This is a genomic window from Nitrosomonas sp. Nm166, assembly GCF_900112825.1.
GTDB lineage: Bacteria > Pseudomonadota > Gammaproteobacteria > Burkholderiales > Nitrosomonadaceae > Nitrosomonas.
The window spans coordinates 12,322-38,435 of the sequence record NZ_FONE01000004.1; the positions used below are offsets into that span (position 1 = coordinate 12,322).

Consider the following 26,114-nt stretch of genomic DNA (forward strand, 5'->3'; position numbering starts at 1 on the left):
GATTTCGGTACGCTAACCCAAATTCTCCATTTAAAGTTCCAGCAAAATTAGAAACTGGATAATTGCATGGTAGGAAGAATAAGAGAGTGAAAGAATTGACATCATTATTTTATGTTTGAATAATGTACATATTTCAATTATGGAGTTATTCGAACAGTGTCAAATCGTGGTGGCAAGAGAGAAAATGTCGGAAGGCCGCGTGGAAAAGGAAGGTTTGGTGAGCCTACAGTAGCGATCACATCCCGCAGAGGCAAGAATCAGTCATTAAAGAAAGAATAGCTGTGAGGAACAAACATAGAAAAATTTCTTATTCCCGCTATGAGCGATCAACCGACCAGGTTGCCGCTGTTTTCAACTAAAGTCGTTGCAGGCTTCCCAAGCCCGGCAGATGATTATGTGGAAAAACGGCTTGATATCAATGAGTTCATGATTGATCATGCTGACTCAACATTTTTCGTTACTATTCAGGGACAGTCAATGATTGATGTAGGTTTATTGCCAGGAGATCAAGTTGTGGTGGATAGATCCAGGACTGCAGACATCGGTGATATCGTCCTGGCAGTTGTTGATCGTGAATTCACTATCAAAATATTGGATCACACAGATGGCAAGTTGCGCTTATTGCCCGCGAATTCGACAGGCGCTTATTCGCCGATCGAAATTAATGAAGACAAGCAATTTGAAGTATTCGGGGTTGTCATAGGATCATTTCGTCGTTTCAAATGAGTATGCTACCGTGTTATGTATTGCTTGATTTGGAAACAACAGGCACTACCCCTACCAGTGACCGTATCACTGAGATTGGCTTAATCCGTTATGAGAACGGTATTGAAGTTGGTCGATGGAATACCTTAATCAATCCAGAAGTCAGCATTTCACCATTTATTCAACGATTGACGGGCATTACGCAGGAAATGGTAGAGAACGCCCCTACATTTCCCGCAGTGCGCGATACTTTGTTGGATTGGTTAGATAATGCGGTATTATGCGCTCACAATGTGCGTTTTGATTACGGCTTCCTCAAAAACGAATTCAAGCGCATCGGCATTACCTTTCAAAAGAAACTGCTGTGCACAGTCAAACTTTCCAGAAAGTTATACCCTCAGCATGAAAAACATAGCCTGGATGCCATCATAGAAAGATTCCATCTGGTTTGTGAGCATCGCCATCGTGCAATGGATGATACTGAAGTGATGGCGGCGTTTATTAGTGCAGCGATGAATGAGTTAGGTGAACATGCCGTTCAGGAAACCGCTCTGGCATTGCTGAAACAGCAAGCCATCCCAGCCAGTTTGGATCATCTGGAAATCAATGCTATTCCCGAAACTTGTGGTGTTTATTTATTTTATGGCGATAGTGCACTGCTGTATGTGGGTAAAAGTGTTACTCTCAGAAGTCGTGTGCTCGGTCACTTCCAAGGTGATCATAGTTCAGCCAGGGAAATGCGTATCGCTCAAGAAATCAGGCGGATCGAGTACCGGGTGACAAGCGGTGAGCTGGGGGCATTATTATTGGAATCTCGCTTGATTAAGGAGTGTCAGCCGATTCACAATCGACAGCTCAGGCGTGAGCGGCAATTATGTGCCTGGCTGGTTGCCGATGATCCCGCGGCCCGGCCACTGGTTAACCTAATTTATGAGAGTGACATGGACTGGACTACCTTAGAAAATGTGTATGGCACTTTTAAAACTAAACGGCAAGCACTGGAGATTCTGCGAAAGCTTGCAAATGAGCACGGCTTATGTGACAAAGCCTTAGGATTGGAAAAAGGGACTGGTGTTTGCTTTTCTCATCAATTAGAGCGCTGTAAGGGTTTATGTGCTGGCAAGGAGCTCGCGGAACTGCACCGTTTGCGCCTGTTAACAGCGTTAAGTAGTTACAGGCTTTTAGCCTGGCCATTCGGTGGTTGCATCGGAATCAGGGAGCATAACCCGGATCATGATATGACAGAAGTGCATGTCTTTGATCAATGGTGTCATATGGGAACAGTGAAAGATCCTCAGGCGCTTGATGAAGCGTTCTGTCATCCGCGTTTTGACCGTGATACTTATCGCTATTTACTGAAATTTCTCAAAAAGAGAAACATTGAAATCATCAAACTGCATTGATCATGCCTGACCGTACTATCGCTCTGATTGATGTCAATAACTTCTACGTCAGCTGCGAGCGGGTATTCAATCCCAAACTGGAAGGAGAACCTGTTGTCGTGCTTTCTAACAATGACGGCTGCGCAGTGGCTCGAAGTAATGAAGCGAAGGCGCTGGGGATCAAGATGGGACAGCCGTGGTTCCAGTTTAAGGATCTGACGCAAAAACACGAAATCATCGCATATTCATCCAATTATGCGCTGTATGCCGATATGAGTAATCGAGTGATGAGCATCTTGGCAACATTCAGCCCTGATCAGGAAGTGTATTCCATTGATGAATGTTTTCTGGATCTGACAAGCTTTCATAATCTCAATCTCACCTGTTATGGTCAGAATATTCGTCAACGGATTAAACAATGGCTGGGTCTACCGGTCTGTGTGGGAATCGGATCAACCAAGACACTTGCCAAGCTAGCCAATTACATGGCCAAGAAACATCCTGAATTCAATGGCGTGTGCGACCTCAATGGGCTTTCGCCGCAACAGCAAGAGAAATGGTTAAAAAAAATTGGCGTAGAAGAGATTTGGGGAATTGGCAGACGGGCAGCGCCCAAGCTGCATGCCATGAAAATTAGAACCGCCTGGGATTTAAAACATGCATCTCTTTCGACTTTGCGCAGAGCATTTTCCGTGGTGATGGAAAAAATTATCCGAGAAATAAATGGAGTGCCTTGTATTGAGCTGGAAGAAATTCGCCCACCAAAAAAGCAGATTGTCAGTTCAAGATCCTTCGGAATTAAAATTTCGGATCTGGCCTCCTTAGAAGAAGCTGTCTCATTTTACACCAGCCGTGCAGCAAAAAAATTACGACGGCAACAATCCTGTGCAGGAGCAGTTCGCGTCACTCTCCGCACCAGCCCCTTCCAAGAGAAAGAAGCTTATTATGCAAATGGTCTAACAATTCCGTTTTCAAAACCTACGGATGACATTGTGCTACTGACTAAGGCAGCTTTGTGGGGGCTGCGTGAAATATACCGGCGCGGCTACAAATATCAAAAAGCCGGCGTGATATTATCTGAACTGGTTTCTGCGGATAAGCTACAGCATGATCTATTCAGCAGGGCATCAATTGATCATAAAGCAAGAAAGTTAAATGAAGTAATGGATCAAATTAATGACCGTATGGGAAGCGGTACCATCAGACTCGCCTCACAAGGCATCCAGCAAAGCTGGGCTATGCGGCAAGCAAACAAAAGCCGGAACTATACAACTGACTGGCAGGAATTGCTCGTTGTAAATTAATTTATTTAAATGAAGCGATTGAAAAATTGGCTCAATTACCTTGAACCGAGAACCAAAGCCAGCGCATTAACAGAAAACCAAATGCTCCAATCAGCACTACCACGCCAATCACTAACAAACCTACCATTCCAACAAAAAAGCGACTGTAAGTTACAGTTTTTTCTGGTTGTTCCAGATAATCGCTCAGCAATTTAACATTTTTCTGATTGGCTTTCCAGATAAAATCTGACACGTCCCCTATCACAGGAATTATGCCCAAAAGAGCGTCTAGCCCAACATTGAATGCCATTTTCAAAAGAATAGATTTTGGGACGCCCATTTGAGCTGCTTGGGACATAATATGGCTTGAAATCAATGCGCCAAGCGCATCGCCGATTCCCGGAATCAATCCGATCAATCCATCAACGCCAAAACGCATCTGCGTTCCTGGAACACGAAAAGAGTTATCCATCCACCAGGCTAGTCTGTTTAATTTATTCTTTGATTGCTCAATTTGACGTTTGTCCATAGAAATTTCCTTTAGAAAAATCATTGCCTTTTTATTTGAAAGCTTGAGCTATTTATGTTCAATAAACCCATACCAGAGAGTATTATTATTTGAAGGAAAACTTTTAACAGACGCTTATTTTGGAGGCGGTTGCTCCTTATCACCACCGGAAGGCGCCAATTCCTCAACAGGCACTCTTTTGCCGGAAGAATCCTTGACGGTAGGCTCTTCAGGAATATCCTTACGAGGAGGTGCATCTTCCGGCATGACTTCTTCAAATGGGATATCTTCATGAGGCTCCCGCTCAGAAGGAGGATTATCAATAGGCTCCTTTCTGGGAAGGTCCTTTTGAGGAGGAGGTATGTCCTTAGGCATATGGGGAAAAGTCGGTTCTACACAAGGTGCATTATCACCTGGTCCAATATCGATATTTTTTCTAGGCATGTTTACTCCTTCACGGGGTTATTTGTATCTGTAGTGCCACGCGGACTTCTATCAGACGAAGAAGTTGGATAACTTAACGTACTTGATTCCGCAGATAAACCATGAGAACTCTCACACAAGATTGCTTTTGCATAGCAAGAACTTTTACACGCTTATTTTTTTATGATGATAAATATTTGCAGTTTAGTCAGTTCGTTTTCCCACATTATGCTCTGATAGCTATTCCTATCATTGCTAATCTGTGTTAAGTTCTGATAGAGGCGCTGCGTTTCAATGCTTGGATAAATCCATTAAGTCCCTTTCCGGTTTACATCGATAAAAACGAGTTTTGCAAGGCCTATACAATTTGATTAAAAATGGCTTTATTGAGTTCAGTGAATTTAAGATTTATCTCCATCAATGGCTCACGCAGGCCTAAAACTGAATATGCTATTAGAAAATAGAGAATGCTTAAGTATGAATTTACCTATTGGACATAAGACCTGGGCTATCCCGGAAGGATATATACCTTCAAAAAGTACCGGGCCCGACCCGGAATTTACCAGTCATGAGACCGCTTGCATTTTGAATACCGGAGATAATGAAGCAAATATAGAGATAACCATATACTTTACTGATAAAGATCCTGTTGGTCCTTACAAACTAAAAGTGCCGGCAAGACGCACCCTGCATTTAAGATTCAATAGTTTAAAAGACCCTCAAGAGATTCCGCGGGATACTGATTATGCAAGTGTTATCAGATCGGATGTTCCTATTGTGGTTCAACACACACGTTTGGATTCCCGACAAGCAGAAAATGCATTATTAACGACCATTGCTTATCCAGTAAATGAATAGATAACCAGATGATTTTGTAGATTGCCCTATCTAACCATTAATAAGGTTATTACACCGTTCTGTTATTACTGATAATTTAACGATTAAATTTTTTATCTATTGTTAATCTGAATTTCATTTCATCATGGACAGCACCAAGAGCCAGCCTGGTTTCCATAACAAGGAAGAAACTTGCACAAAGCAGCATCAAAATACCTATTATAGAGAATGAAATCAAAATCCAAGATCTGATCCAGTTCAGAATTTCAAATATACCGATAAGCAAGCTGGTAGCAATAAAAAAAAATAATGAGATATAAAGCAACGCCATTGCACGCTGCAATAAAATAGATCTCTTTGCAGCTTTCTCCATTTGGCGGAACAACATTTGTTGCTCCTGCTCCGGCACTGATTTGTTTCCTTGCATGTCTTTGAATTCAATAGATATTTTTCTTGTTCTGTCAATACTTCTATTAAGTCTTTGAGAAGTAGTTAATAAAAGTGACCCGCAGGCAAGAATTAATACTGCAGGAGTTATCATTGCGGTAAGGACAGTTATGCTAACTGAAATCTCTTCCATATTTCTTAGCCATCCGTTCCATAAGCCATTGTTCCCATAATTGCCACATTCTTGTGCCCTGTATTCATTTGCAGAAATTGAATAATAACCTCGTGCTCTGCTTCAATGACTAATGCATAGTCTGTTGCAAGGAAAATAGGGAAAGGATTGATAAGATCATTGATGCGAACCTTCCTTAAACGCTGACCTTTAACTTCTAGAGAATAATTTTCTATAGATTCCTGATCAGGATGATATACAGTTAATTTTAATTTCACCGTATTCATGCCCGTATTCAATATTGCTATTCTATCTTGGCTCAAGAGGTCAGGCTCTTTCCCCGTACTTTTTAAGGGAATATGTCCAGCCGGAATTACCCACTTCTTTTTGCCAATCGCTTGCATCACAGATCAAAAATTTGCTTTTTTAAATAGTTATTTATAAATATTCTTCTTGGATCCATTTTCTCTCTTATTTTCAAAAAGTCTTTCCATCTCGGGTAAAGCTGGCTGATTTCCTCGCTTTTTAAAGTATGCTTTTTACCCCAGTGAGGCCGTCCATCAAAATTTCTGAAAACGGATTCGATCGTCCTGAAATATTCTTCAAAAGGAGCACCGGCATTTTGATGCAAGGAGATAGTAACCGTATCTCGTCCGAAACAGGGACTAATATAAAAATCATCTGCTTCTATTGTTCTGTAAAGAACCCGCCAGGCAACAATTTTTCTGAACTTAGCCTTGATTATTTTTCGTATTTCTTTGAAGCATTCCGGACCAGCTGCTAGGGGAAGTGCGTATTCTATTTCATCAAATTTTAAATCCCGTTGCTTAGGAAGGACATCAATAGCCCAACCTGATTTTTCTTCTACACATTTTGCATAGGCCAGCTTTTGTAACCCCTTGCCCGGTTCATTAAGAATACGTAATTTCGCCAGATCATTACGTGGATACCAGTAAAAATCAAAATTACGATTCTCATTGATGAGATCTACAAGATGTTCAAGACAATCCTCAATATGCGTACACCATTCTTTTCTTACAAGTTTGAAAGCAGGTAAAAGCTTGAGTTTCATCTTGGTCATAATCCCAAATGATCCCAGAGAAACACGCAATGCATCAAAAAACTCTTTCCCGTGCTGATCCTCAGTAAATTCTTTTATTTGCCCATCAGAACAAATCATCCTACAACCTACCAACATTGAAGATAGGTTCTTCAATTTTATTCCTGAGCCATGAGTTCCGGTACTGATTGCGCCAGAAATATATTGAATGTCTACATCACCGGTATTATGAAATGATAAGCCATAGTCAAGTAATCTGCTTCCCCCCTCTTTTACAGTCAGCCCGGCTCCTATCCATGCAGTTGAATTTTCCTTATCTATATTATCAACTGATCTAAGATGTTTAAGAGAAAGAAGATTTTCATCTGTAACTACCAGAGGAGATGAGGAATGTCCTGCTCCCAAGACTCTGATTTTTTGGTTATTTTTTAAAATAGTCTCAACAACTTCCAATAATTCCTGTTCACTGGCAGGTTCAATAATTTTACCAGGAGTAAATTTTAAACTTCCCGACCAGTTTGACCATGTATTCATGTGACTTTAATATTAGTCAAAATTTTTTATAAGATTGGGTTAAGAGTTAATAATGATGGAAATCATAAGCTTTTGAGTTCAGGGATAACTTTTTCAGCAAACACTTCTAAGAACTGCTCCTGTTTTTTATTCACATTGTGGAGAATCAGATCAGAAAACCCCATATCTCTATATTTTATGAGCCATTCTATATGTTGATCTGGTTCATCTGAGACATTTACCATTTTTTTTAATTCTTCAGGCTTAACATGCTGAGCGGCCTGCTCGAATTGTTGAGGATTCCGAAGTTGAGACTGCAAATCACTAGCAAAAATGTTTGTTCTCCATTGTTGATGCGCCCCATGCAAAGCATCATCAAAATTTTTGTCATACGACAGCTGTACTTTTAGCTTGATGGGTTTATTTTCTCCTCCGTTTTCTTTCCACGCATTTACTATCTCTCCTAATTTTTCTTCTGGTTGAGAAATAGTAATTAAGCTATCAGTCCATGAAGCCATCCATTTTGCGGTTTCAGGTGTTAAAGCAGCGCCCGTTACCGACATTTTTGATTTTGGAGTTGTATATAAGGTAGCTTCCACTACCTTTATTGGTCCTTTAGTTGTTACTGTTTCACCCTTCCATAATGCTTTCATAATATCTACAGAAGCTTTTAATTGCTCATTTCTTTCGGGTTTGGTTGGCCAGTACTCACCTAAAATAGATTCATTAAGTGCCTGACCACTTCCTACTGCAATCCAGAATCGTTGTGGAAACATTTCATCTAAGGTGGCGGCGGCCTGAGCAATTATTGCCGGATGGTAACGGAAGAATGGACAGGTAACTATTCCAAAATTAAGATCCGTTTGGCTTAAAGCCGCTCCCAGCCATGACCAGGCATAACCACTGTGGCCCTGATCAAAATTCCATGGAGAAAAATGATCTGAAGACAACCCGCATGAAAAACCTGCCTCAGCGGCTTTCTTGGCTAACCTCAGCAATTCTCCAGGTGGAAACTGTTCATGGGATATGTGATAGCCAAGGTTTAACATATCATTTGCATTAAGTGAGTATTAGTTCTTAGTAAATATTTGTACCCATCTAAAACCGTATGGGTTTAGATTGAATTCACTTAAGTCTACTTCATCTCCATATTGCTCATCCTCAAGTATTGGAATCATCCTAAAAGGGATAATATCTGTAGTAAAGCTGGTTTTTATCTTATCTGAGGACAAATTATAGACTGCCATAAGTAAGGTTTCTTTATATTTGAAAGACCATGCTGCAACCTTTTCGCTATCCGGTTGCATTACATCTAAATTTCCCTTGCTGATAATAGAATTTTGCTTTCTGATCTTTATCAGATGACAAAAAAAGCTCAGAAAAGAATCTGGATGATTTTGCTGATCAAGAACATTTACTTTCCTGTAACTGAATTCTCCCTCAGAAATTACAGGCCGGTATAATTTTTCATAGGAACAGGTTGAAAAGCCTGCATTGGTTTCATCAGACCATTGCATAGGTGTTCTTACACTATTTCTTTCTTCAAGATCAAGATCATCGCCCATGCCTATTTCTTCACCATAATATACCAATGGGGCACCAGGTAGGCCAAAGATTACGGCATAGAAGAGTTTCATTCTTTTTATTTCATTGTTTAGCATGGGAGGAAGCCTTCTTCTGATTCCATGACTAAATACCCGCATATTTTCATCAGGCGCAAAAGTACTCAGAACTTCTTTTCTTTCCGATTCACTTAACAGCTCAAGATTTAATTCATCATGATGTCTACCGAAGTTAAGCCAATAAGAAGCCTTCTCAATACCATGGTATAGACCGAGCATTTTAGTTAAAGTAATTCCGCTGTTGCGGGCAAAAGCCAGGAAAGTATGTTTATTCGAGATAAAATTAAAAAGCATATGTAACCTGGGCCTTCCATCGCTGCTCAGGAAATATGCTGGCAGCTCATCAGGTGGCACATCCGCTTCTCCCAATAATATAGCATCTGGATATTTTTCCTTAAGCAGGTCATTCATTTTCTCGAAAAGAGTATGAAGATTACCAAAATCAATATGCTCAACATCTACAGGATTTGTTACAGCATGTGCTGCGTCAATCCTGAAACCTGACACTCCTAGCTCAAGCCAGAACTCCATTATTTTAATAACTTCGCTTACCACTTCGGGATTAGCCAAATTTAAATCGGCCTGGTGTTTAAAATATTCATGAAGATAATATGAATTGGTTTTTTCGCTGTACTCCCAGATTTCCCGGACATCTCTCGTCCTTATAGACGTTTCATCACTTTTTGGGTCATCATCCCATATATAAAAATGCCTATATTTGGAATCTCTACTGTTTTGCGCATCCAAAAACCACGGATGTTCTACGGAAGTGTGATTGATAACCAGATCAATGATGATCCGGATGCCTCTCTTACTGGCTTCATCGATCAGTTGTGAAAAATCATCCAAGCTTCCAAGTAAGGGATCTACATTGAAATAGTCTTTTACATCATATCCATTATCCAGTTTTGGTGAAGGATAGAAAGGAAGAAGCCAAATACAGCCATAACCTATTGAATTTATATAATTAAGTTTTTGTATTACCCCCTGTAGATCTCCAATCCCATCACCATTTGAATCATAAAAAACTTTTACATCCAGGGAATAAAAGATTGCGTTTCTGTACCACATATTCACAGGTAGCGCCCTTAGATATCGTCAATTATGAAAAGCGAAAGGAAAACAATTTGATCTCAAGTTTTGATAATTTAAAAGATTTATAAACAAGCGTGTAATGTAAACTAAAGCCCACTATAAGTCTGTGTGAAAACGCTCTTTCGGGCTTGAGTTATCCAGGAGGTCGATTAACTAACCATGCCAAACCACCGGCAAAGCCGGTGGTATTTGATCCTCTATGGCTGGGGTTGCAGCCTAAACATCATCGGCTGCATGCGCTTAATCGTAGTTGGCGAGATCAGGTCTTTTATCTGCAATGACTTAATCGCTGATGCCGGAGCGCAGTTAGCCACTTTCACCAGTTTGACGATGACCGGGTTAAAATATACGTCGACACCGGTATAGCTACCTGCATCGTCACCAGAGCGATCACCGCGGAATACAAATTCCTTGACCGGCCCGTTCGGGCCACCGCCTTGACGGTCATCGTTATGATCTGTGTCAACATAGTGCGCTGAGCTTTCTGCATAGCCTGCAACTATGCGATCGATACGATATCCGGAAGGCGCTGAATAATAGGATATTATCTTTTCCCCTTCTGCGGTGGTCCAATCACTGCGCGTTTCCTTGGCCTTCATCCAAAGCCGGAAATTGATGTGCGTACCCTCATTGATCAAGCGCGCGTTCGCCCACACCTCGGGTCCATTACCCGAGTATTCCCTGTCGCCCCGAGTATGCGGCGGCGTGTAGGATAAGTAAGCACGTGGTGAAATAGGTTCATCTTTTTCCTCGCACACCGGCGTGGCCGGCTGGATGACAGCAATACTGGAGATAGGACGATCCTGCCATTCTAAAGTCAAGCGGTTGCTTGCACTCGATATAGGGACGCCATTGGCGCCAAGATTGAGGGTCATATGATAGTGAGTAAGCCGGTCCAAATGAGAAGATACGTCAAGTGTGCGTGATTGGTCCTGCAAGGTCACTTTAATAGGAGTAGTATCAAAATCGTAGCCGAAAAACTCCAGTTTATTGCGGCGGTTTGCATCCAGTGCCATATCCACAGCTGCTGGCACCACATGGCACAATGCCGGCTCAACCGGCGGTATTGGCTGATGAAGCAAACGGGCACGAATTCTCACCAATGCTTGGCGCACACGAGAGCCGATGAAATCCATATTGCAACGCAGTTCTGTCCCAGTGGCTGCAACGCTGCGGTTGAGCAGATCCGAGATTTCATTTCGGACGGTAGATTGGGCATCAGTAGTCAATTTCTGGGTAGTTTCTTGTAATACTGTTTGCCAGGATGATGAATTACGATCCAAGGCATCAATAGCGTTATCCAATGCAGCCACAGTATCGCCCGTAATATCGCTAACTGTGTCGGTCGCTTTATCGATTTTATCGCCGATGCTGCAACCTGAAATCATGATTGGTATCCATATTACCAACCATATTAACGATCTGCAGATTTTAATACGTGTTGGGAAAAAGTATGACAGAGATGGTAGGGCTACTTTCATGCTGTTAATCTCCTTTTTGTGTAGGGAAGCTCGCATTCCTGTTGCAATGGAGTACAGAAATAAAAAGTTTTATTTTCAAATTGAATATAAATAAACTCCGGTGCTTAGTCAAACCAGCGGCTGCTGAATTCGGGCTGGATGGAAATCCAGCCTTTCTGGATAGAGTAAATGATGGGTTATACCATCATCGAAACAATGAACGATGATGGTACTTGATAGTACTAAGCGGCTACACGCGATGCGCGTTTGCGTTCGTGCTCCAGCAGGTAGCGCTTACGGATGCGGATGGTTTTAGGAGTAATTTCCACCAGCTCGTCGTCCGCGATGAATTCAATCGCGGATTCCAGTGTGAGCTGAATCGGCGGCGTTAAAGTCACCGCTTCATCGGTTCCCGATGCGCGGATATTGGTCAACTGCTTGCCTTTGATCGGATTGACCACCAAATCGTTATCACGGCTGTGAATGCCGATCACCATGCCTTCGTACAGGCGATCACCGGGACTGACGAACATGCGACCGCGATCCTGTAATTTCCAGAGCGCATATGCAACCGCTTCGCCATGTTCGGAAGAAATCAGCACGCCGTTTCTGCGCGGCGGGATCTCCGGGCGCATCGGCGCAAATTCATCAAACACATGGCTCATCAAGCCAGTGCCACGCGTCATGGTCATAAATTCCGACTGAAAACCGATCAAGCCACGTGCAGGGACACGGTAGTCCAACCGTACGCGTCCTTTAGCGTCCGATACCATATCCAAGAGGTCACCGCGACGCGCGCCCAAGGCCTCCATTACCGCACCCTGGTTGGCTTCATCGATGTCGACCGTCAGCAACTCAAACGGCTCGCATTTGACGCCGTCGATTTCACGGATCACGACATGCGGACGCGAGACGGCAAGCTCGTAACCTTCGCGGCGCATATTTTCCAGCAAAATGGTCAGATGCAACTCGCCGCGCCCGGAAATCAGGAACGAATCGGTCTCGGAAGTTTCTTCCATCCGCAACGCGACATTAGTCAACAGTTCTTTTTCCAGGCGTTCGCGCAACTGGCGGCTGGTCACAAATTTGCCTTCCTGACCGGCAAAAGGCGAAGTGTTGACCTGAAACGTCATGGTTAATGTTGGCTCATCCACCGCAAGGACAGGTAATGCTTCGGGATGATCCACATCAGCCAGCGTAGTGCCGATGCTGAGCTCTTCCACGCCGTTGATCAGCACGATATCGCCCGCCAAGGCCTCTTGCATTTGCACCCGCTCCAGTCCGCGGAAACCGAGCACTTGGTTGACTTTGGCTTTTTTAGACGGTTTGTCGCCCATCAGTACCATGACTTCTTGGCCGGGTTTCAGCTTGCCGCGGTGAATGCGGCCAATGCCGATGCGGCCAACAAAACTGGAATAATCCAGTGCGCTGATCTGCAATTGCAACGGTTCGTCCGGATTACCGGCAGGGGCCGGAACATGCTTGAGGATAGTCTCAAACAACGGACGCATGTCCGGGCTTGGTTTTTCAGTATCCAATGTAGCGAAACCATTCAATGCCGAGGCATAGACCACGGGAAAATCAAGCTGCTCGTCGTTGGCGCCCAGTTTGTCGAACAGATCGAACGTTTGATCCACCACCCAATCAGCACGCGCGCCCGGCCGATCAATCTTGTTAATCACGACGATCGGACGCAGACCCAGTGCCAGTGCTTTTTTGGTGACAAAGCGAGTTTGCGGCATCGGGCCTTCGACCGCATCGACTAACAGCAATACGCCATCGACCATCGATAAAACGCGCTCGACTTCGCCGCCAAAATCCGCGTGACCCGGAGTATCGACGATATTGATATGGATGCCTGCGTAATCAATGGCGCAATTTTTGGCTAAAATGGTAATGCCGCGTTCGCGCTCAATATCATTGGAATCCATCACACGCTCGGAAACCTGTTGGTGTGAGGCAAAAGTACCGGCTTGATGCAACAGTTTGTCGACCATAGTGGTCTTACCATGGTCAACGTGAGCGATAATGGCAATATTGCGGATCGGACGAGACATAAATAATTCCTCAAAAATAAGCTGTTAGTAGTTACGGCGGGGGGCAACATTATAACAGTCAACTGTTAATATGGCTAATTTTCAAATAACTTTGCAAAGACAATTCAAAATACAGCAAAGTTCTAACTATTCTAACTATGTGGATAAAAAGCTATGACACAGACATCATCGGTTATTCGCTACTTGTCTAGAGGTTCATTGCAATCTCTACAATTATCCACGCAAGACATCATTGCAAGCATCGAGCACCTGATTCTCGGGCAAAGCCGGCAGCAAGTCTGGAACGCGCCCACAGCGGTGATTACGCCGCTAGATGGCCGGTATATGATGGCTACCCTGGCGGCTGCCGATGATCCGCCGTTTCTGGCAGTCAAAGCGTTAGTGCTGAATCCGGATAACCCGAAGCATGGACTTAACAGCATCAATGCACTGGTGACTTTGCTAGATAGCCAGAGCGGTTTACCGCTCGCAATCATTGATGGGAATTGGGTAACCGCGGTGCGTACCGCGGGGTTGAGCGCGGTGGCTGCCAAGCGGCTCGCCCGGCCCGATGCATCCATCGCAGCGTTTATTGGTTGTGGCGTGCAAGCGCATAGTCACTTGCTGGCATTAGCTGAATTATTTCCATTAACACAAATTCGCGCATTTGGACGTGGAGCCACTAGCCGGGATACATTCTGCCGCAGCGCTGAAAAGATGGGTTTATCGGTCATTGTTAGCCAAACTGCACAGGAAGCGGTCAGTGATGCGGATCTGATCGTTACTTCCGTCACACTATCGCCGCAGTTAATTCCTTTTCTGGATGCACGCTGGCTAAAGCCCGGCGCTTTTGTCACGATGACGGATCTGGCTGCTTCGTGGCTGGCTGAAAGCATGCCGGCCTTTGATCGTATTATTGTCGATGATCTGGAACAGGAAGCCAGCATGCCTAAACCGCTGGTAGACCCGGCGCTGGTTTGCGGCGATCTGAGCGGTTTGGTAAATGGCAGCGTGCCAGGTCGTTGTAGTGATAGCGAGCGCACTGCGTTTGTGTTTAGAGGATTGGCGTTGGGAGATCTGGCTGTAGCTAGCTTGGTTTACCGGCGTGCCTGTCAATGTTCCAAAGGCGCTTTGATAGAGGCTTAAATGATTTGCCTGTCATTCCTTGTCTGCGCCTGACATCAGAAATTTAATGAGCAAAGCGAAAATAAATGGAATTGTACTCAGCGCAGTCACCATATAATGCTCAGCAGTGAATTGATCGCCTTCATCCATGATGATGTAGCCAAAAAACACCGTGATCGGGGCTATCAAGGATAAAATTATAACTAAACTCAATAATCGTTTCATTGTAAATGTCCTGTGCAAATTTTTTTAAGTATAAGCTTATTGGCAGAATATGCCCAGTCTGCTCAAGACCTACTGAATTGAGTACTGGAAAGGTTAAATGGCCACTTTCTTTCGATTACAATGCCTGGAATGGAATTCATACTCATCATTACCAATTTTCCCGATAAAGCAGGCGCTGTTGCGCTCGCCGAAACATTGATTGATCAACATTTGGCTGCTTGTGTCAATGTGCAAAGCCCATGTGCTTCCATCTACCGCTGGCAAGGAAAAACCGAATTGGCTGAGGAATTACCCGTTTTAATTAAAACTCAGCGGCAGCACTATGAGCGGATTGAACAGTTAATCAAGATGATGCATCCTTATGAACTTCCCGAAGTGATTATGGTTCCTATCGTAGGCGGACTGCCTGCCTATTTGCAGTGGATCGCCAGTGAGACATCTCTATCTGATTAAATCATTACTGAATACCGATGCGATTAATCCATTTTTTATTACTGATTTTATGCTTGACCAACGTCAATGTTTTCGCTCAAGAAAGCGGGTCTTTCAGCTTGTTCCAAAAACTGCAGGGACTGGGCATCAATCTGGGTCAAAGCAATCCACAAGAACTGTTACCGCCTGATGAAGCGTTCAAGATCTCAGTGGAAGTGCACGATGCTAATACACTAATTGCCAGTCTGGTTCCGGCAAAGGATTATTATCTCTACCGCGATAAAATTGCCTTCGAGCCGAAACAGGACGGTACAGTCATTGAAAAAGTCATTTTGCCGCCGGGCAAAATAAAAGAAGACCAAACTTTTGGTCAAACAGAAGTTTATTACCAGCCCATTCAGGCCATTATTTCGTTAAAACGTGAAGATCCTGCAAGCGAACAACTCTTAACGCTGGCTGCCACTTATCAAGGCTGTAATGAGCCGGTCGGAGTGTGTTATGCGCCGATCAACAAAGCCATCGATCTGACACTACCCACAGTGAAAGCGGCGATCGGTGCAGTGGCCGAAGCGGTAAGCGGACAGGTGGCTGCGGCAGGAATCGATGCGACGGCTGATCTGTTTCAGATGCCATCCAGAACGCCGGCTATCGAAACCGAAGCGTATAAAATCGATCAGTTGTTTCAAACCGGCGATTTTGGGTTGATTTTAACCGGATTTTTCGGCGTTGGCCTACTATTGGCGTTTACACCCTGCGTGTTTCCGATGTTTCCCATTCTGTCGGGAATAATTGCCAAACGAGGCGAGCATGTGACCAAAGGCCATGGATTTATCCTGGCGCTGGCTTATGTGCTGGGCATGGCGATTACTTATGCCATCGCCGGTGTGGCTGCTGGATTGTCAGGTGCGATGTTGTCGGCGGCGCTGCAAAATGCCTGGGTATTGGGCACGTTTGCAGTGATATTTGTGCTGTTGTCGTTTTCCATGTTTGGTTTTTATGAGTTGCAACTGCCCGGTGCATTGCAGACTAAATTATCCGAGGAAGCCGGGCAGTTGAAAGGTGGGCATTTAACCGGTGTATTTGGTATGGGCGCATTGTCAGCATTGATCGTCGGACCGTGCGTTGCTGCACCACTGGCGGGTGCTTTACTGTATATCAGCCAAACCCGTGATGTGATTCTGGGTGGCTCAGCATTGTTTGTGATGGCACTGGGCATGGGAGCACCATTGCTATTATTAGGCACCTCTGCAGGTGCTCTATTGCCGAAAGCTGGCGCATGGATGGAATCAATCAAACGATTTTTTGGTGTATTGTTATTAGCAGTGGCTATCTGGCTGATTTCTCCCGTTATCAATGAAGTGGTTCACATGCTGCTGTGGGCAGCCTTGTTGATCATCTCCGCCATTTACCTGCACGCGATTGACCCACTGCCGGAAAGATCCTCCGGTCTGCAGAAATTTCTGAAAGGTGTCGGTGTTATTGCATTGCTGGTTGGTATTGCCTTATTGATTGGCGTTTTATCGGGCAGCCGCGATGTGTTGCAGCCACTTTCAAAAATCAATCTGGCCAGTACCGATGAAGTTAATACCAGGGAGTCAGCCACTTTCATTGAATCTTTACCTTTCCGACGGGTAAAAAACGTTGCAGAATTGGATGAGCAGATTCGGCAATCCAAAGACAAGTACATCATGATCAAATTTTATGCAGACTGGTGTGTTTCTTGCAAAGAAATGGATCGCTTCACGCTCTCTGATGCCAAAGTACAATCGCGCTTGAAGGATGTTGTTCTACTGCAGATTGATGTGACTGAAGGCACTGCCGATGACGCTGCTTTACTCAAACGCTTTAAACTGTTTGGACCGCCCGGAATTTTATTTATCGATCCTCAGGGTAATGACATCCCCGATATCAAAATTATCGGTTTTCTGAATAAAAATGATTTTCTAACTGTGCTCAATGCAGTACTGATTTAAAGGAATATGATGGCAAAATTGAAACAACTATTGATATATTTGATGCTGGCCGCTCTTGCAATAACGACCGGCTTTATGTTGCGGTCACAGCTGATGGGCGGTTCGCAAGTTGCACTTTCCAGTGAAGAAAGCCAGCAAGGCGCAAAAGCAATTCTTGCTGTCAATTTGCCGGATATTGAGGGAGAAAATCAGGCGGTATCCCAATGGCTGGGAGAAGTAATGGTAGTCAACTTTTGGGCTACCTGGTGCACACCTTGCCAGGAGGAAATTCCGGAATTCATTGAAGCGCAAAAAAAATTCCGCGACCAAGGATTGGTATTTGTCGGAATTGCCATTGATCAACCCGACAAAGTGAAAATGTTCAGTCAGGAGTTTGGCATCAATTATCCGGTATTGGTGGGTGGCTTGAATACCTGGTCGCTGTTAGAAGCTGCAGGAAATCGCCAGTCTGCGCTACCCTACACGGTAGTTATCAATCGTTCTGGAGAAATTGTTGAGACCTACTTGGGACGCGTCAATCTGAAAAAACTAGAAACACTGCTGACTCCATTGTTAAAACAAAATCCACAAACCGGACAATCAATATGAGTCAGCAGGAAATATCCGCTTGATGCAGGAATTACAGCAACAGTAGCCTCGACCCTTTATTTATCGATTCAAGCGGACTTTCAGTTTCTGCGACCTTGCTGTGCAGTTTTCTTAAAAACTACGAAGCAGTAATTCCCAACAAAGATTGTTTCTGTCAGCGATAATCATGTAATATCAGCCATAGGAATGGAATGCTTTGTCACTAGCCTATATGCGAGCTACTCTGTCCTTACAAATACCTCGCATTCTGATTTTTGCGAATACTTACCGGAGGCCTCAATAAAACAATTGCTTGGATAAGTACTGAAGGTAGTAAAGCAAGGGTTTTTTAATCTAAATGTAACGAGGATATTTTTTCCGATCATCATTTAGGAGAACCTTATCATGACACGGCTCGATAGTAATAATCATTTCATTTTTTTCTTCTTAGTTATGCAAATGGCTTTTTCCCCGGGTTGTGCCTCAACGTCCGATTATCAGGGAAGTAGAGAACAATTCGATGATATTGTCATTACCGCCAAGGTTCATGAAGCCATTCTCAATGAACCTTCCTTAAGACCCTACGAGATTAATGTCAGTACTGTGAAAGGCGTCGTAGAGCTAAGCGGTATCGTCGAAACGCGGGATGAGATGGAAAGAGCAGTCGCTATTGCACGCAGTATCAAGGTCAAGGGCATAAGATTAATCAAGAACGACATACGGCTGCTGCAGAGAGTCGGCGATCATTATTAATTACCTCATTGCAAATTGGGCAGGGCTTTTTGTGCCCTGCTCAACTTACCAGCTCTTACCAGCTGATGAGCGCTTTTTAACTGACAATGACAAGTCTCTGGATAAATAATTATTAATATGCTGTTGGCTGACCTTGTACTGATCATTCACTTCTTGTATGTATTGTTTGTGGTCGGAAGCTTGCCCGTCATCTGGCTAGGCGCATGGCTCAAGCTGCCATTCGTCAGAAACCGCTGGTTTCGTTATTTACACCTTGCCGCCATCGTATTGGTCGTGGTTGAATCCATAGTCGGGGTTGTTTGTCCGTTAACTGCGTGGGAAAATGCCTTACGCCAAGTCGAAGCAGATGGCAGTTTTATTCAGCGCTGGTTGCACCAAATCATGTTTTACAATGTACCAGAAGGCGTGTTGACGGTAATTTACATCCTATTTGCCGGTTTAGTTGCCGTGACTTTCAAGTGGGTACCACCGAATCCTCGCAGGAATCTGCATTGATTATCCTGAAACCAACGAATTATCGTGCTCTTCTGCGGCGGAAGTGAGCATTTCTTCAACCGTGGGTTCAAATGCTTCTTCATCAAAGGCAATATCGCCATCGATTACCGGCTGACCTTGCGCTTTCAAATTAAAAAAGTCATAACGGGTAGTATCGGCCAAATGCGATAGCTGAATATTTTGGATGGAGCGGAACATGGTTTCCAATCGACCAGGAAATTTTTTATCCCACTGCTGCATCATTTCTTTGATGGCCTGACGCTGCAGGTTTTTTTGCGATCCACACAGATTACAGGGAATAATCGGAAAATCTGCAATTTCAGCGTAAGCTGCCAAATCTTTTTCTTTGCAATAAGCTAATGGCCGGATCACGATGTGCCGCCCATCATCGCTGACCAGCTTGGGCGGCATGGCTTTAAGTTTTCCACCATAAAACATATTTAAAAACAAGGTCTCAAGAATATCATCTCGATGATGGCCCAGTGCGATTTTGGTAGCCCCCAATTCACTGGCAACACGATATAACACACCGCGGCGCAGCCGTGAGCACAGGCTGCAGGTAGTTTTTCCCTCCGCAATGACACGTTTTACAACACTGTAGGTATCCTGTTCAACGATACGAAAAGGCATGCCGATCTTAGCCAGATATTCAGGCAGCACCTGCTCAGGAAAGCCAGGTTGTTTCTGATCCAGATTAACCGCCACCAATTCAAATTCCAACGGGGCATGGATTTGTAAATTGCGCAGAATATCCAATAAAGCATAACTATCTTTGCCGCCAGACAAGCACACCATGACCCGGTCGTCCGTTTCGATCATGTTGAAATCAGCAATGGCTGTTCCTACCAGCCGTCTTAAGCGTTTATGTAGCTTATTGGTATTGTATTGTTCTTTTTTTTGCATAATTTCTAAGGCTTAACAAGAAAAGAAAATATTCATTTTTGTGAATGAGTAAGCTCTACGGTCTTATGGCAGAATATTAGACAAACACAGTGGAACAATTTAGCATGCTCGGATTCTAATAAACGGCAGATAAAGGCGCCGGAAATAATTGTTCGGGAGAATCAATCACATGTGCAGATTCCGTTTAATTATAACATTGATAACCTTGGTCTTGCTTTCAACTCATATTTATGCGAGTGCAGAATCCAATCCTGAAGTCGATATTGGCAAACCGGGTGATTCAAATAAAGTATCGCGTACAATTCAATTAGTGCAGGTAGATAATATGTTTTTACCTTCGGAAATTACGGTGAGTGAAAGCGAAACGATCCGGTTTGTGATAAAAAATGGTGGCAATCAAAAACATGAAATGATGATAGGTTCAATGGCAGATCTAAAGAAAGTTGCTAATATGCGGCGCAAGTTTCCTGAAAAAGATCATTCCGTAGCGCACTTGGTGCAAGTTGAGCCAGGTGAGCAAGAAGAATTCATCTGGCAATTTGGCAGTGCGGGAACAATAGATTTTGCCTGTCCGCTGCCGGGTCATTTTAAGAAGATGCGTGGAACAATCACTGTGGAGAGAAAATGAAAATACGAGTAAATACCTTAATAGTGGGATCAATTATGGCATTCGGTTTGTTAAGCGCTGCTTCACAAGCGGCTGCCACCGCCACGGTTGAGGTTTATAAAAGCCCGACCTGTGGGTGCTGCGCCAAATGGGTTGATCATATGCGCGATCACGGTTTTACCGTAAAAACGCACGATGTTGGCAATAAAGAAATAAGAAAAAAATCAGGTATTTCAGATAGCCTGGGTTCATGCCATACCGCTCTGGTCAATGGCTATGCCATCGAGGGGCATGTACCGGCGCCGGATATCATGCGTTTATTGAAAGAAAAACCCAAAGCAGTCGGGTTAGCCGTACCTGACATGCCACATGGAACACCAGGTATGGAGGGGGCTCGAAGTGATCCCTATAATGTCCTTCTGATCAAAGAACGTAACGAAGAACGCAAGGATACGACGATTTATAACCGTTATGATCCGTATGCCAAGAAAGCAGAACAATCACAGCCAGTCAAACCGGAATCCGAAAAAAACAGTTCGGTGATGCGTTTAAAATAGAGTAATTGAATTTCCCATGACAAATCGTCATTTTCTACTCCTAGGCATCCTTACATTGATACTGGGTTGCGGTGATTCTGCACCTCGTCATGTTTTATCAGGACAGCCTCAGATCGATAGTAAAAAGGGTTTGGTCGAGCGAAATTTTGATCCAGCCCAAATCAAGCGCGGTGAAGATGTCTATGTGACAAATTGCGTGGGTTGTCATGGTCCTAACGGCGCGGGAACACCGGATTGGCGCAAACCTAATCCGGATGGCAAATACCCGCCCCCGCCTCTGGATGGTACAGCGCATGCCTGGCATCATTCGACAGAAGTCTTGAAGAAAACTATTTTGAAAGGCACTCCCCCAGAAATCGGATCCATGCCGGCATGGGAAGGAAAATTAACTGAACAGCAGATCGATGATGTGATTGTATGGATAAAATCCTTATGGCCAGATGAAATTTATGCTATCTGGTACAAGAATTTTGAAAATAATCCATAGAAAACTGCCTTAGATCACCAAAAACTCATTAGCTTGTGCAAGCTTTCAAAGTGTGAAAACTTATCTCGTAGGTGGTTCCGTGCGCGATGAATTGCTGGGACTATCGGTAAAAGATCATGATTATGTGGTAGTAGGCGTTTCACCGGAGGAAATGGTACAACTGGGTTATCGTCCGGTCGGTAAGGATTTTCCGGTCTTTTTGCATCCAGAAACCCAAGAACAATACGCATTAGCGCGTACGGAACGAAAAATTTCACGCGGCTACAAAGGATTTGAAGTATTTACTTCTCCGCAGGTTACCCTGCAGGAAGATCTGGCGCGGCGTGATTTAACCATCAATTCGATCGCCAAAGACGAAGAAGGCAATATCATCGATCCTTTTAACGGGATTGCCGACCTGGAAGCAGGCATACTGCGTCATGTCAGTCCTGCATTTTCTGAAGATCCGGTGCGTATTCTAAGAGCTGCGCGCTTTGCAGCGCGCTTCGGCTTCCACATGGCACCGGAAACCTTGGCACTGATGAGCGAAATGGTGCATAACGGTGAAGTTGATGCACTGGTGCCAGAACGTGTATGGCAAGAGCTTGCCAGGGGGTTAATGGAAAAACATCCTTCAAGAATGTTCTATATTCTGCGCGAGTGTGGTGCGCTGGCACGTATCATGCCTGAAGTCGATGTATTATTTGGTGTTCCGCAGCCTGCACATGCACACCCCGAAATTGATACGGGTGTGCATATCATGCTGGCGATTGATTACGCAGCAGCTAAAAATTATTCCTTGACTGCACGTTTTGCAACGCTGATGCATGATTTAGGCAAAGGCACGACACCCCCCGAGGAGTGGCCGCACCATATCGGCCACGAAACGCGCAGCATTCAGTTAACGCAGGATTTATGTGAACGCATTCGAGTACCTAAAGATTGCCGTGATCTTGCTTTGCTGGTTGCCCGTTATCACGGTAATGTCCATAGAGCTGGTGAACTCAAACCATCTACCATTGCAGATATGCTGCAAGCAGTTGATGCCTATCGAAAACCGCAAAGATTCGAAGAATTTTTACAAGCCTGTGCCTGTGATTTTCATGGAAGGGCAGGATATGCAGCAAAACCTTATCCTCAAGCAGAACGGTTAAAAAAAGCATTTACCGCAGCCAAAAGTGTCGATGCTGGCGCAATTGCCGCTGAATTAAGCCTGAAACTTCTAGACTCCAGTGAGCTACCTGCCGCAATTCATTCTAAAGTACGTGCAGCCCGTATCATCAACATAAAAGCTGAACTGAGTGATGGAAAGCGCTGAAAGAGTGCTTGTGTAATACTGTAACCCAGCTTTGGACTTTGTTCCAGCCATTGCCGCACGCCTATTTTTGAGTTAGGGTTTGAAAAAAGCTCCGATGCGCGGAGGAGAAGTCAGATCGGTTTTGTTAAAACTGATCAGGAACAGTAGCGTGTATGCGTTATAAAATGTGTCGCCAAGAAATGATGAAGATGATGCAATAAATCGACCGGATGACATCTCAAAAACATCTAAGTGAAATTTTGCATATCCACTTTGATGTTCTGCCTTAAAGAGCGCTAATTCAGGCAGCGAAATAGGTATCAGAGAAGCTCGAATTGGAGGAATTCCAAAGAAAGTGCTTCCCATTTCAGTCCCTAGAGAATCGACTACGATATTAATACGATGAGTAGCATTTTCTGGTCCATCTTGCACTGCATATCCCAGCAGTCCTAACCATCCAGCAATTATTGCGCGCGCCATATCCTTGTCTGTGGTCATGCCTGTAACGTCAAGCTTAACGATTGCACCTCGCGGAATAGGCAAAGGTAAATCAACTTGTTTAGGAAGGCTACGCATGACTGCTTCACTGATGAGTAACTGCTCTGTTGCGGTTCTTGATGAGTTGGTTATTTTTTGCGTCGTTGAACAAGAGGATAATAACCCGATGAGTGCGCTTAAGCAAAGCATGGTAACCATTTTCTTCATCAATAAACTCCAGACCATTACATTAAGGTTTTTCTTTTGTGTCTATAGCAAGGGAGATTATAAATGTCAATCTGTTCTGGGTCGTACCCAGCTTGTTGGGGACGTAACGATATGCGACTGTTTTTGGAATCTCCCAGCTTGGGTTTGATGGCAACAATCAAAGCCTTTATAAAGCCGAATCAGTAGCTTACTGGAATCACTCAAGATTTGTGCATTTTGCACGTTGTCTTGCTTAATAAATGGATCATTACTTATCCTTATTACTGATGGATATCCGTTCAACTAAAAAATTAATCCTATTAAATTGATAAGAGCAAAAATTTTCTGCCATTTGTACCTGTACTTTATTATTATATTAAGCTATTGATAAATAATTATAAAATATAATTATAACTTAATAGTATATTTATTTAACTAAATATTATTTTTTTTTATATAGAAACGATGCTATCGTTCGCTTCCGTTGACATTTTTACCAATCAGGTGATGTAAATGACTACCGATTTACAACCAAAGTTTGTTACAGAAGGCGCTACTAAACGCATACCTACAGACGTTGCTCAGGAAATTCTGCGCACTGTTGCCAGTATCGAATATGGATCCATCGAAATAGTCATACACGAGGGTAAAGTTGTGCAGATAGAGTGTCGGGAAAAAATTCGCGTGAATCAAAGTGGATCTGGTCGTAAAACATCGAAATCTTAATAAGTTTTGGGTCTGTGACCCATCAAAATCAAACTGATCTCGCAAATGGCAGCATAGCACCGACCAACAACATGGAGGTGAAAATAGCAAAAAGATATCAGTGACTCAACCGAATTCCCGGAGAGTTCACTTAGGAGAATAACTTGAAGTTTCTTTGGTTTTTTTTACACATTGCGGTATTGAGCATATTTACTGTCAATTCTGCTAAAGCATCTTCAGACAATAAATCGTCGATAGATTTTCAGGCTGCGCAACGGCATATTGTGCAGCTAGCCCAGCAAATTGCAGTTGATATGGGCAAGTCGCTATCATCCGGGCAAGCTAAACCATCCGAACAAGCCAATCCATTGCCTGCCATTGTGCCGCAAGCAAGCAGTCAATCGACCAGTTATCATCGGCGCTCTAACAGCTATGCAACCAATCCGGACTCTGACCCGCCACGGTATGTACGTCAGTTAAGCGATATCGGTGTGGAGGCATTTAAAGATATTACCTGGCTGGATATCGGTTTTGAGCACCGTACGCGTTATGAGTGGCGAAATAACGACATACGACGTATTGAAGGTGGAGAAGATAATCCGATCTTTTTACGTAATCGCGCTTGGCTGGGGATAAAAAATATTCTGGATCCATTTCGTTTTGCAGTCGAGTTCCAGGACTCACGGGTAGTTAACAATAAACATGCCATCACCGATCAGGAAAGAAATGAGTACGATCTGATTAACGCCTACGGTGAATTGTATTTCAAAAACGCACTGGGTGCCGATGACCGAGGTAATAATCGTCCGATTCGATTCCGCGTGGGCCGATTCGCTTATGAAGTAACAGATCGGCGGTTTATTGCACGTAATGAGTGGCGCAATACCACCAATTCTTTTGAGGGCTTCCGCCTGAATCTGGGACGCGAAGCTAATGACTGGGAAATTGATCTATTTGGCATGCAGCCAGTCAGACGCTTGCAGACCAAATTTGACGAGGCTAACGATCATCTGTGGTTTTTTGGAGCGATTGGCAATTGGCGCAGATGGTCTGACATTGTCACCATCCAACCTTATTACATGGGCCAAAAGCAAACGGCTGATCCGAGTGGGTTTACCGCAACCAACCGGCTGGATCGGGAAATTCATATGCCAGGGTTCCGCGTTTACGGTAAAGCAGGGAATATTCTGGATTTCGATGTCAGCTACAACCACCAGCTAGGGTTTAGCGGTCCCAATCGGACAGATGCGCATGGTTATACCATCGAAATAGGGCGAACCTTTGATCATGCCTGGAAGCCCCGTATCGGCTTATTTTATGGATACGCCACCGGTGATAAAGACCCTAATGACAATGTCGATAACCGCTTTGACCGCTTCTTTGGATTTGCACGTCCGTGGTCCGCAGATCACTATGTGATTTATGAGAACTTGAAGGCGCCTAAAATCAGGTTTGAATTTAATCCAACTCAGAAACTAGGATTTGAACTTGGGTATGGTGGATATTGGCTGGCCAGCAGTACTGATCGCATGTTTGATATTCTCGATGGCAACATCAGTAATACCGTTAGAGATCCTGGATTCAATCGTGACCGCACTGGACAAAGTGGTGATTTTGGCGGTCATGCATTTGAAGGACGCATACGCTTTCAACCCACATCGCGAATCAGTACCATCTTGGGCTATACCCATTTTACTGCGGGTGAATTCGTAAAAAACCGTATCGCAGCGAATTCTTGCGCTGTTCTCCAGACGCATCCCTGCGTCGATCAGCGTTCGGGCAATACAGATTTTCTATACTTTGAAGTGTTAATCAGTCTGTTGTAAACAATCTTAATCTTTA

28 protein-coding genes are annotated in these 26,114 nt (G+C 44.0%); 16 read left to right on the forward strand and 12 right to left on the reverse strand.

What is annotated here, in order from left to right:
• Positions 1 to 318: 318 nt before the first annotated feature.
• The 3 genes from BM021_RS01865 to BM021_RS01875 are packed head-to-tail and all read left to right on the forward strand — an operon-like array spanning position 319 to position 3,391.
• A complete protein-coding gene (locus tag BM021_RS01865) occupies positions 319 to 726 on the forward strand; it encodes a LexA family protein (RefSeq protein ID WP_090718177.1) in 408 nt (135 codons plus the stop codon).
• Positions 727 to 728: 2 nt separating this feature from the next.
• Positions 729 to 2,108, forward strand: coding sequence for an exonuclease domain-containing protein (locus BM021_RS01870; protein ID WP_090718180.1), 1,380 nt, complete (start codon positions 729 to 731; stop codon positions 2,106 to 2,108).
• 2 nt (positions 2,109 to 2,110) lie between these two features.
• Positions 2,111 to 3,391, forward strand: a complete 1,281-nt coding sequence (locus BM021_RS01875; RefSeq protein WP_177186274.1) for a Y-family DNA polymerase — start codon at positions 2,111 to 2,113, stop codon at positions 3,389 to 3,391.
• A gap of 31 nt (positions 3,392 to 3,422) precedes the next feature.
• On the opposite strand, the gene BM021_RS01880 is transcribed toward BM021_RS01875, so the two are convergent.
• Positions 3,423 to 3,899 (reverse strand): DUF4112 domain-containing protein, encoded by a 477-nt coding sequence (locus BM021_RS01880; protein WP_090718186.1) that lies wholly within the window; start codon positions 3,897 to 3,899, stop codon positions 3,423 to 3,425.
• A gap of 114 nt (positions 3,900 to 4,013) precedes the next feature.
• Positions 4,014 to 4,322: a hypothetical protein gene (locus BM021_RS01885; protein WP_090718188.1), complete on the reverse strand. Its 309-nt coding sequence runs from the start codon at positions 4,320 to 4,322 to the stop codon at positions 4,014 to 4,016.
• Between the two features lie 456 nt (positions 4,323 to 4,778).
• Between BM021_RS01885 and BM021_RS01890 the strand changes: the two genes are divergently transcribed.
• The gene (locus tag BM021_RS01890) at positions 4,779 to 5,159 is read left to right on the forward strand and encodes a sensory rhodopsin transducer (RefSeq protein WP_090718418.1); all 381 of its coding nucleotides are present in this window, start codon (positions 4,779 to 4,781) and stop codon (positions 5,157 to 5,159) included.
• A gap of 76 nt (positions 5,160 to 5,235) precedes the next feature.
• Here the strand turns inward: BM021_RS01890 and BM021_RS01895 are convergent, their stop codons facing one another.
• The 7 genes from BM021_RS01895 to typA form a co-directional block, all read right to left on the reverse strand.
• Positions 5,236 to 5,718, reverse strand: a complete 483-nt coding sequence (locus BM021_RS01895; protein WP_090718191.1) for a DUF2721 domain-containing protein — start codon at positions 5,716 to 5,718, stop codon at positions 5,236 to 5,238.
• 5 nt (positions 5,719 to 5,723) lie between these two features.
• The gene (locus BM021_RS01900; protein WP_090718194.1) at positions 5,724 to 6,101 is read right to left on the reverse strand and encodes a sensory rhodopsin transducer; all 378 of its coding nucleotides are present in this window, start codon (positions 6,099 to 6,101) and stop codon (positions 5,724 to 5,726) included.
• Positions 6,101 to 7,291: a D-arabinono-1,4-lactone oxidase gene (locus BM021_RS01905; RefSeq protein ID WP_090718197.1), complete on the reverse strand. Its 1,191-nt coding sequence runs from the start codon at positions 7,289 to 7,291 to the stop codon at positions 6,101 to 6,103. Before BM021_RS01905 ends, BM021_RS01900 begins: the two co-directional genes overlap by 1 nt.
• 62 nt (positions 7,292 to 7,353) lie before the next feature.
• Positions 7,354 to 8,319, reverse strand: coding sequence for a TIGR03885 family FMN-dependent LLM class oxidoreductase (locus tag BM021_RS01910; RefSeq protein ID WP_090718199.1), 966 nt, complete (start codon positions 8,317 to 8,319; stop codon positions 7,354 to 7,356).
• Positions 8,320 to 8,340: 21 nt separating this feature from the next.
• Positions 8,341 to 9,963, reverse strand: a complete 1,623-nt coding sequence (locus tag BM021_RS01915) for an alpha-amylase family protein (RefSeq protein WP_090718202.1) — start codon at positions 9,961 to 9,963, stop codon at positions 8,341 to 8,343.
• A gap of 221 nt (positions 9,964 to 10,184) precedes the next feature.
• Positions 10,185 to 11,375: a hypothetical protein gene (locus tag BM021_RS01920; protein ID WP_256207726.1), complete on the reverse strand. Its 1,191-nt coding sequence runs from the start codon at positions 11,373 to 11,375 to the stop codon at positions 10,185 to 10,187.
• A gap of 314 nt (positions 11,376 to 11,689) precedes the next feature.
• Positions 11,690 to 13,504, reverse strand: a complete 1,815-nt coding sequence (gene typA / locus BM021_RS01925) for a translational GTPase TypA (protein ID WP_090718207.1) — start codon at positions 13,502 to 13,504, stop codon at positions 11,690 to 11,692.
• A 153-nt stretch (positions 13,505 to 13,657) separates the two neighbouring features.
• Between typA and BM021_RS01930 the strand changes: the two genes are divergently transcribed.
• Positions 13,658 to 14,629 carry an ornithine cyclodeaminase family protein gene (locus tag BM021_RS01930; RefSeq protein ID WP_090718209.1) on the forward strand — a complete coding sequence of 324 codons (972 nt, stop codon included), beginning with the start codon at positions 13,658 to 13,660 and terminating at the stop codon, positions 14,627 to 14,629.
• A gap of 12 nt (positions 14,630 to 14,641) precedes the next feature.
• On the opposite strand, the gene BM021_RS01935 is transcribed toward BM021_RS01930, so the two are convergent.
• Complete coding sequence (locus BM021_RS01935) at positions 14,642 to 14,833, reverse strand: hypothetical protein (RefSeq protein ID WP_090718212.1); 192 nt, start codon at positions 14,831 to 14,833, stop codon at positions 14,642 to 14,644.
• A gap of 129 nt (positions 14,834 to 14,962) precedes the next feature.
• Here BM021_RS01935 and cutA point away from each other — a divergent pair, with 129 nt between their 5' ends.
• The 5 genes from cutA (at position 14,963) to BM021_RS01960 (ending at position 19,053) form a co-directional block, all read left to right on the forward strand.
• Positions 14,963 to 15,286 (forward strand): divalent-cation tolerance protein CutA, encoded by a 324-nt coding sequence (cutA, locus tag BM021_RS01940; protein WP_090718421.1) that lies wholly within the window; start codon positions 14,963 to 14,965, stop codon positions 15,284 to 15,286.
• A 17-nt stretch (positions 15,287 to 15,303) separates the two neighbouring features.
• Positions 15,304 to 17,238, forward strand: coding sequence for a protein-disulfide reductase DsbD (gene dsbD / locus BM021_RS01945; RefSeq protein ID WP_090718214.1), 1,935 nt, complete (start codon positions 15,304 to 15,306; stop codon positions 17,236 to 17,238).
• Between the two features lie 9 nt (positions 17,239 to 17,247).
• Positions 17,248 to 17,826 carry a TlpA family protein disulfide reductase gene (locus BM021_RS01950; RefSeq protein ID WP_090718217.1) on the forward strand — a complete coding sequence of 193 codons (579 nt, stop codon included), beginning with the start codon at positions 17,248 to 17,250 and terminating at the stop codon, positions 17,824 to 17,826.
• A gap of 384 nt (positions 17,827 to 18,210) precedes the next feature.
• Complete coding sequence (locus tag BM021_RS01955) at positions 18,211 to 18,558, forward strand: BON domain-containing protein (protein WP_090718220.1); 348 nt, start codon at positions 18,211 to 18,213, stop codon at positions 18,556 to 18,558.
• Between the two features lie 117 nt (positions 18,559 to 18,675).
• Complete coding sequence (locus BM021_RS01960; RefSeq protein WP_177186275.1) at positions 18,676 to 19,053, forward strand: DUF2784 domain-containing protein; 378 nt, start codon at positions 18,676 to 18,678, stop codon at positions 19,051 to 19,053.
• Here the strand turns inward: BM021_RS01960 and ttcA are convergent, their stop codons facing one another.
• Positions 19,054 to 19,956, reverse strand: coding sequence for a tRNA 2-thiocytidine(32) synthetase TtcA (ttcA, locus tag BM021_RS01965; RefSeq protein ID WP_090718222.1), 903 nt, complete (start codon positions 19,954 to 19,956; stop codon positions 19,054 to 19,056). It lies immediately after the preceding gene.
• A 211-nt stretch (positions 19,957 to 20,167) separates the two neighbouring features.
• Between ttcA and BM021_RS01970 the strand changes: the two genes are divergently transcribed.
• The 4 genes from BM021_RS01970 to BM021_RS01985 are packed head-to-tail and all read left to right on the forward strand — an operon-like array spanning position 20,168 to position 22,904.
• The gene (locus BM021_RS01970; protein WP_256207727.1) at positions 20,168 to 20,584 is read left to right on the forward strand and encodes a cupredoxin domain-containing protein; all 417 of its coding nucleotides are present in this window, start codon (positions 20,168 to 20,170) and stop codon (positions 20,582 to 20,584) included.
• The gene (locus BM021_RS01975) at positions 20,581 to 21,120 is read left to right on the forward strand and encodes a DUF411 domain-containing protein (protein WP_090718227.1); all 540 of its coding nucleotides are present in this window, start codon (positions 20,581 to 20,583) and stop codon (positions 21,118 to 21,120) included. Before BM021_RS01970 ends, BM021_RS01975 begins: the two co-directional genes overlap by 4 nt.
• 16 nt (positions 21,121 to 21,136) lie before the next feature.
• A complete protein-coding gene (locus BM021_RS01980; RefSeq protein WP_090718229.1) occupies positions 21,137 to 21,607 on the forward strand; it encodes a c-type cytochrome in 471 nt (156 codons plus the stop codon).
• 52 nt (positions 21,608 to 21,659) lie between these two features.
• Complete coding sequence (locus tag BM021_RS01985) at positions 21,660 to 22,904, forward strand: multifunctional CCA addition/repair protein (RefSeq protein WP_090718233.1); 1,245 nt, start codon at positions 21,660 to 21,662, stop codon at positions 22,902 to 22,904.
• A 72-nt stretch (positions 22,905 to 22,976) separates the two neighbouring features.
• Here BM021_RS01985 and BM021_RS01990 read toward each other — a convergent pair whose 3' ends face one another.
• Complete coding sequence (locus tag BM021_RS01990) at positions 22,977 to 23,588, reverse strand: hypothetical protein (RefSeq protein ID WP_256207728.1); 612 nt, start codon at positions 23,586 to 23,588, stop codon at positions 22,977 to 22,979.
• Positions 23,589 to 24,080: 492 nt separating this feature from the next.
• Here BM021_RS01990 and BM021_RS01995 point away from each other — a divergent pair, with 492 nt between their 5' ends.
• Both BM021_RS01995 and BM021_RS02000 read left to right on the forward strand, forming a co-directional pair.
• The gene (locus tag BM021_RS01995) at positions 24,081 to 24,293 is read left to right on the forward strand and encodes a YezD family protein (RefSeq protein ID WP_090718235.1); all 213 of its coding nucleotides are present in this window, start codon (positions 24,081 to 24,083) and stop codon (positions 24,291 to 24,293) included.
• A gap of 143 nt (positions 24,294 to 24,436) precedes the next feature.
• Positions 24,437 to 26,098: an alginate export family protein gene (locus tag BM021_RS02000; protein WP_090718238.1), complete on the forward strand. Its 1,662-nt coding sequence runs from the start codon at positions 24,437 to 24,439 to the stop codon at positions 26,096 to 26,098.
• Positions 26,099 to 26,114 lie beyond the last annotated feature (16 nt).

Excerpts from the sequence above, each read along its gene's own strand:
- BM021_RS01865 (WP_090718177.1), top strand. The coding sequence starts at position 319 with ATGAGCGATCAACCGACCAGGTTGCCGCTGTTTTCAACTAAAGTCGTT.
- BM021_RS01870 (WP_090718180.1), top strand. The coding sequence starts at position 729 with ATGCTACCGTGTTATGTATTGCTTGATTTGGAAACAACAGGCACTACC.
- BM021_RS01875 (WP_177186274.1), top strand. The coding sequence starts at position 2,111 with ATGCCTGACCGTACTATCGCTCTGATTGATGTCAATAACTTCTACGTC.
- BM021_RS01880 (WP_090718186.1), bottom strand. The coding sequence starts at position 3,899 with ATGGACAAACGTCAAATTGAGCAATCAAAGAATAAATTAAACAGACTA.
- BM021_RS01885 (WP_090718188.1), bottom strand. The coding sequence starts at position 4,322 with ATGCCTAGAAAAAATATCGATATTGGACCAGGTGATAATGCACCTTGT.
- BM021_RS01890 (WP_090718418.1), top strand. The coding sequence starts at position 4,779 with ATGAATTTACCTATTGGACATAAGACCTGGGCTATCCCGGAAGGATAT.
- BM021_RS01895 (WP_090718191.1), bottom strand. The coding sequence starts at position 5,718 with ATGGAAGAGATTTCAGTTAGCATAACTGTCCTTACCGCAATGATAACT.
- BM021_RS01900 (WP_090718194.1), bottom strand. The coding sequence starts at position 6,101 with ATGCAAGCGATTGGCAAAAAGAAGTGGGTAATTCCGGCTGGACATATT.
- BM021_RS01905 (WP_090718197.1), bottom strand. The coding sequence starts at position 7,291 with ATGAATACATGGTCAAACTGGTCGGGAAGTTTAAAATTTACTCCTGGT.
- BM021_RS01910 (WP_090718199.1), bottom strand. The coding sequence starts at position 8,319 with ATGTTAAACCTTGGCTATCACATATCCCATGAACAGTTTCCACCTGGA.
- BM021_RS01915 (WP_090718202.1), bottom strand. The coding sequence starts at position 9,963 with ATGTGGTACAGAAACGCAATCTTTTATTCCCTGGATGTAAAAGTTTTT.
- BM021_RS01920 (WP_256207726.1), bottom strand. The coding sequence starts at position 11,375 with ATGATTTCAGGTTGCAGCATCGGCGATAAAATCGATAAAGCGACCGAC.
- typA (WP_090718207.1), bottom strand. The coding sequence starts at position 13,504 with ATGTCTCGTCCGATCCGCAATATTGCCATTATCGCTCACGTTGACCAT.
- BM021_RS01930 (WP_090718209.1), top strand. The coding sequence starts at position 13,658 with ATGACACAGACATCATCGGTTATTCGCTACTTGTCTAGAGGTTCATTG.
- BM021_RS01935 (WP_090718212.1), bottom strand. The coding sequence starts at position 14,833 with ATGAAACGATTATTGAGTTTAGTTATAATTTTATCCTTGATAGCCCCG.
- cutA (WP_090718421.1), top strand. The coding sequence starts at position 14,963 with ATGGAATTCATACTCATCATTACCAATTTTCCCGATAAAGCAGGCGCT.
- dsbD (WP_090718214.1), top strand. The coding sequence starts at position 15,304 with ATGCGATTAATCCATTTTTTATTACTGATTTTATGCTTGACCAACGTC.
- BM021_RS01950 (WP_090718217.1), top strand. The coding sequence starts at position 17,248 with ATGGCAAAATTGAAACAACTATTGATATATTTGATGCTGGCCGCTCTT.
- BM021_RS01955 (WP_090718220.1), top strand. The coding sequence starts at position 18,211 with ATGACACGGCTCGATAGTAATAATCATTTCATTTTTTTCTTCTTAGTT.
- BM021_RS01960 (WP_177186275.1), top strand. The coding sequence starts at position 18,676 with ATGCTGTTGGCTGACCTTGTACTGATCATTCACTTCTTGTATGTATTG.
- ttcA (WP_090718222.1), bottom strand. The coding sequence starts at position 19,956 with ATGCAAAAAAAAGAACAATACAATACCAATAAGCTACATAAACGCTTA.
- BM021_RS01975 (WP_090718227.1), top strand. The coding sequence starts at position 20,581 with ATGAAAATACGAGTAAATACCTTAATAGTGGGATCAATTATGGCATTC.
- BM021_RS01980 (WP_090718229.1), top strand. The coding sequence starts at position 21,137 with ATGACAAATCGTCATTTTCTACTCCTAGGCATCCTTACATTGATACTG.
- BM021_RS01990 (WP_256207728.1), bottom strand. The coding sequence starts at position 23,588 with ATGAAGAAAATGGTTACCATGCTTTGCTTAAGCGCACTCATCGGGTTA.
- BM021_RS01995 (WP_090718235.1), top strand. The coding sequence starts at position 24,081 with ATGACTACCGATTTACAACCAAAGTTTGTTACAGAAGGCGCTACTAAA.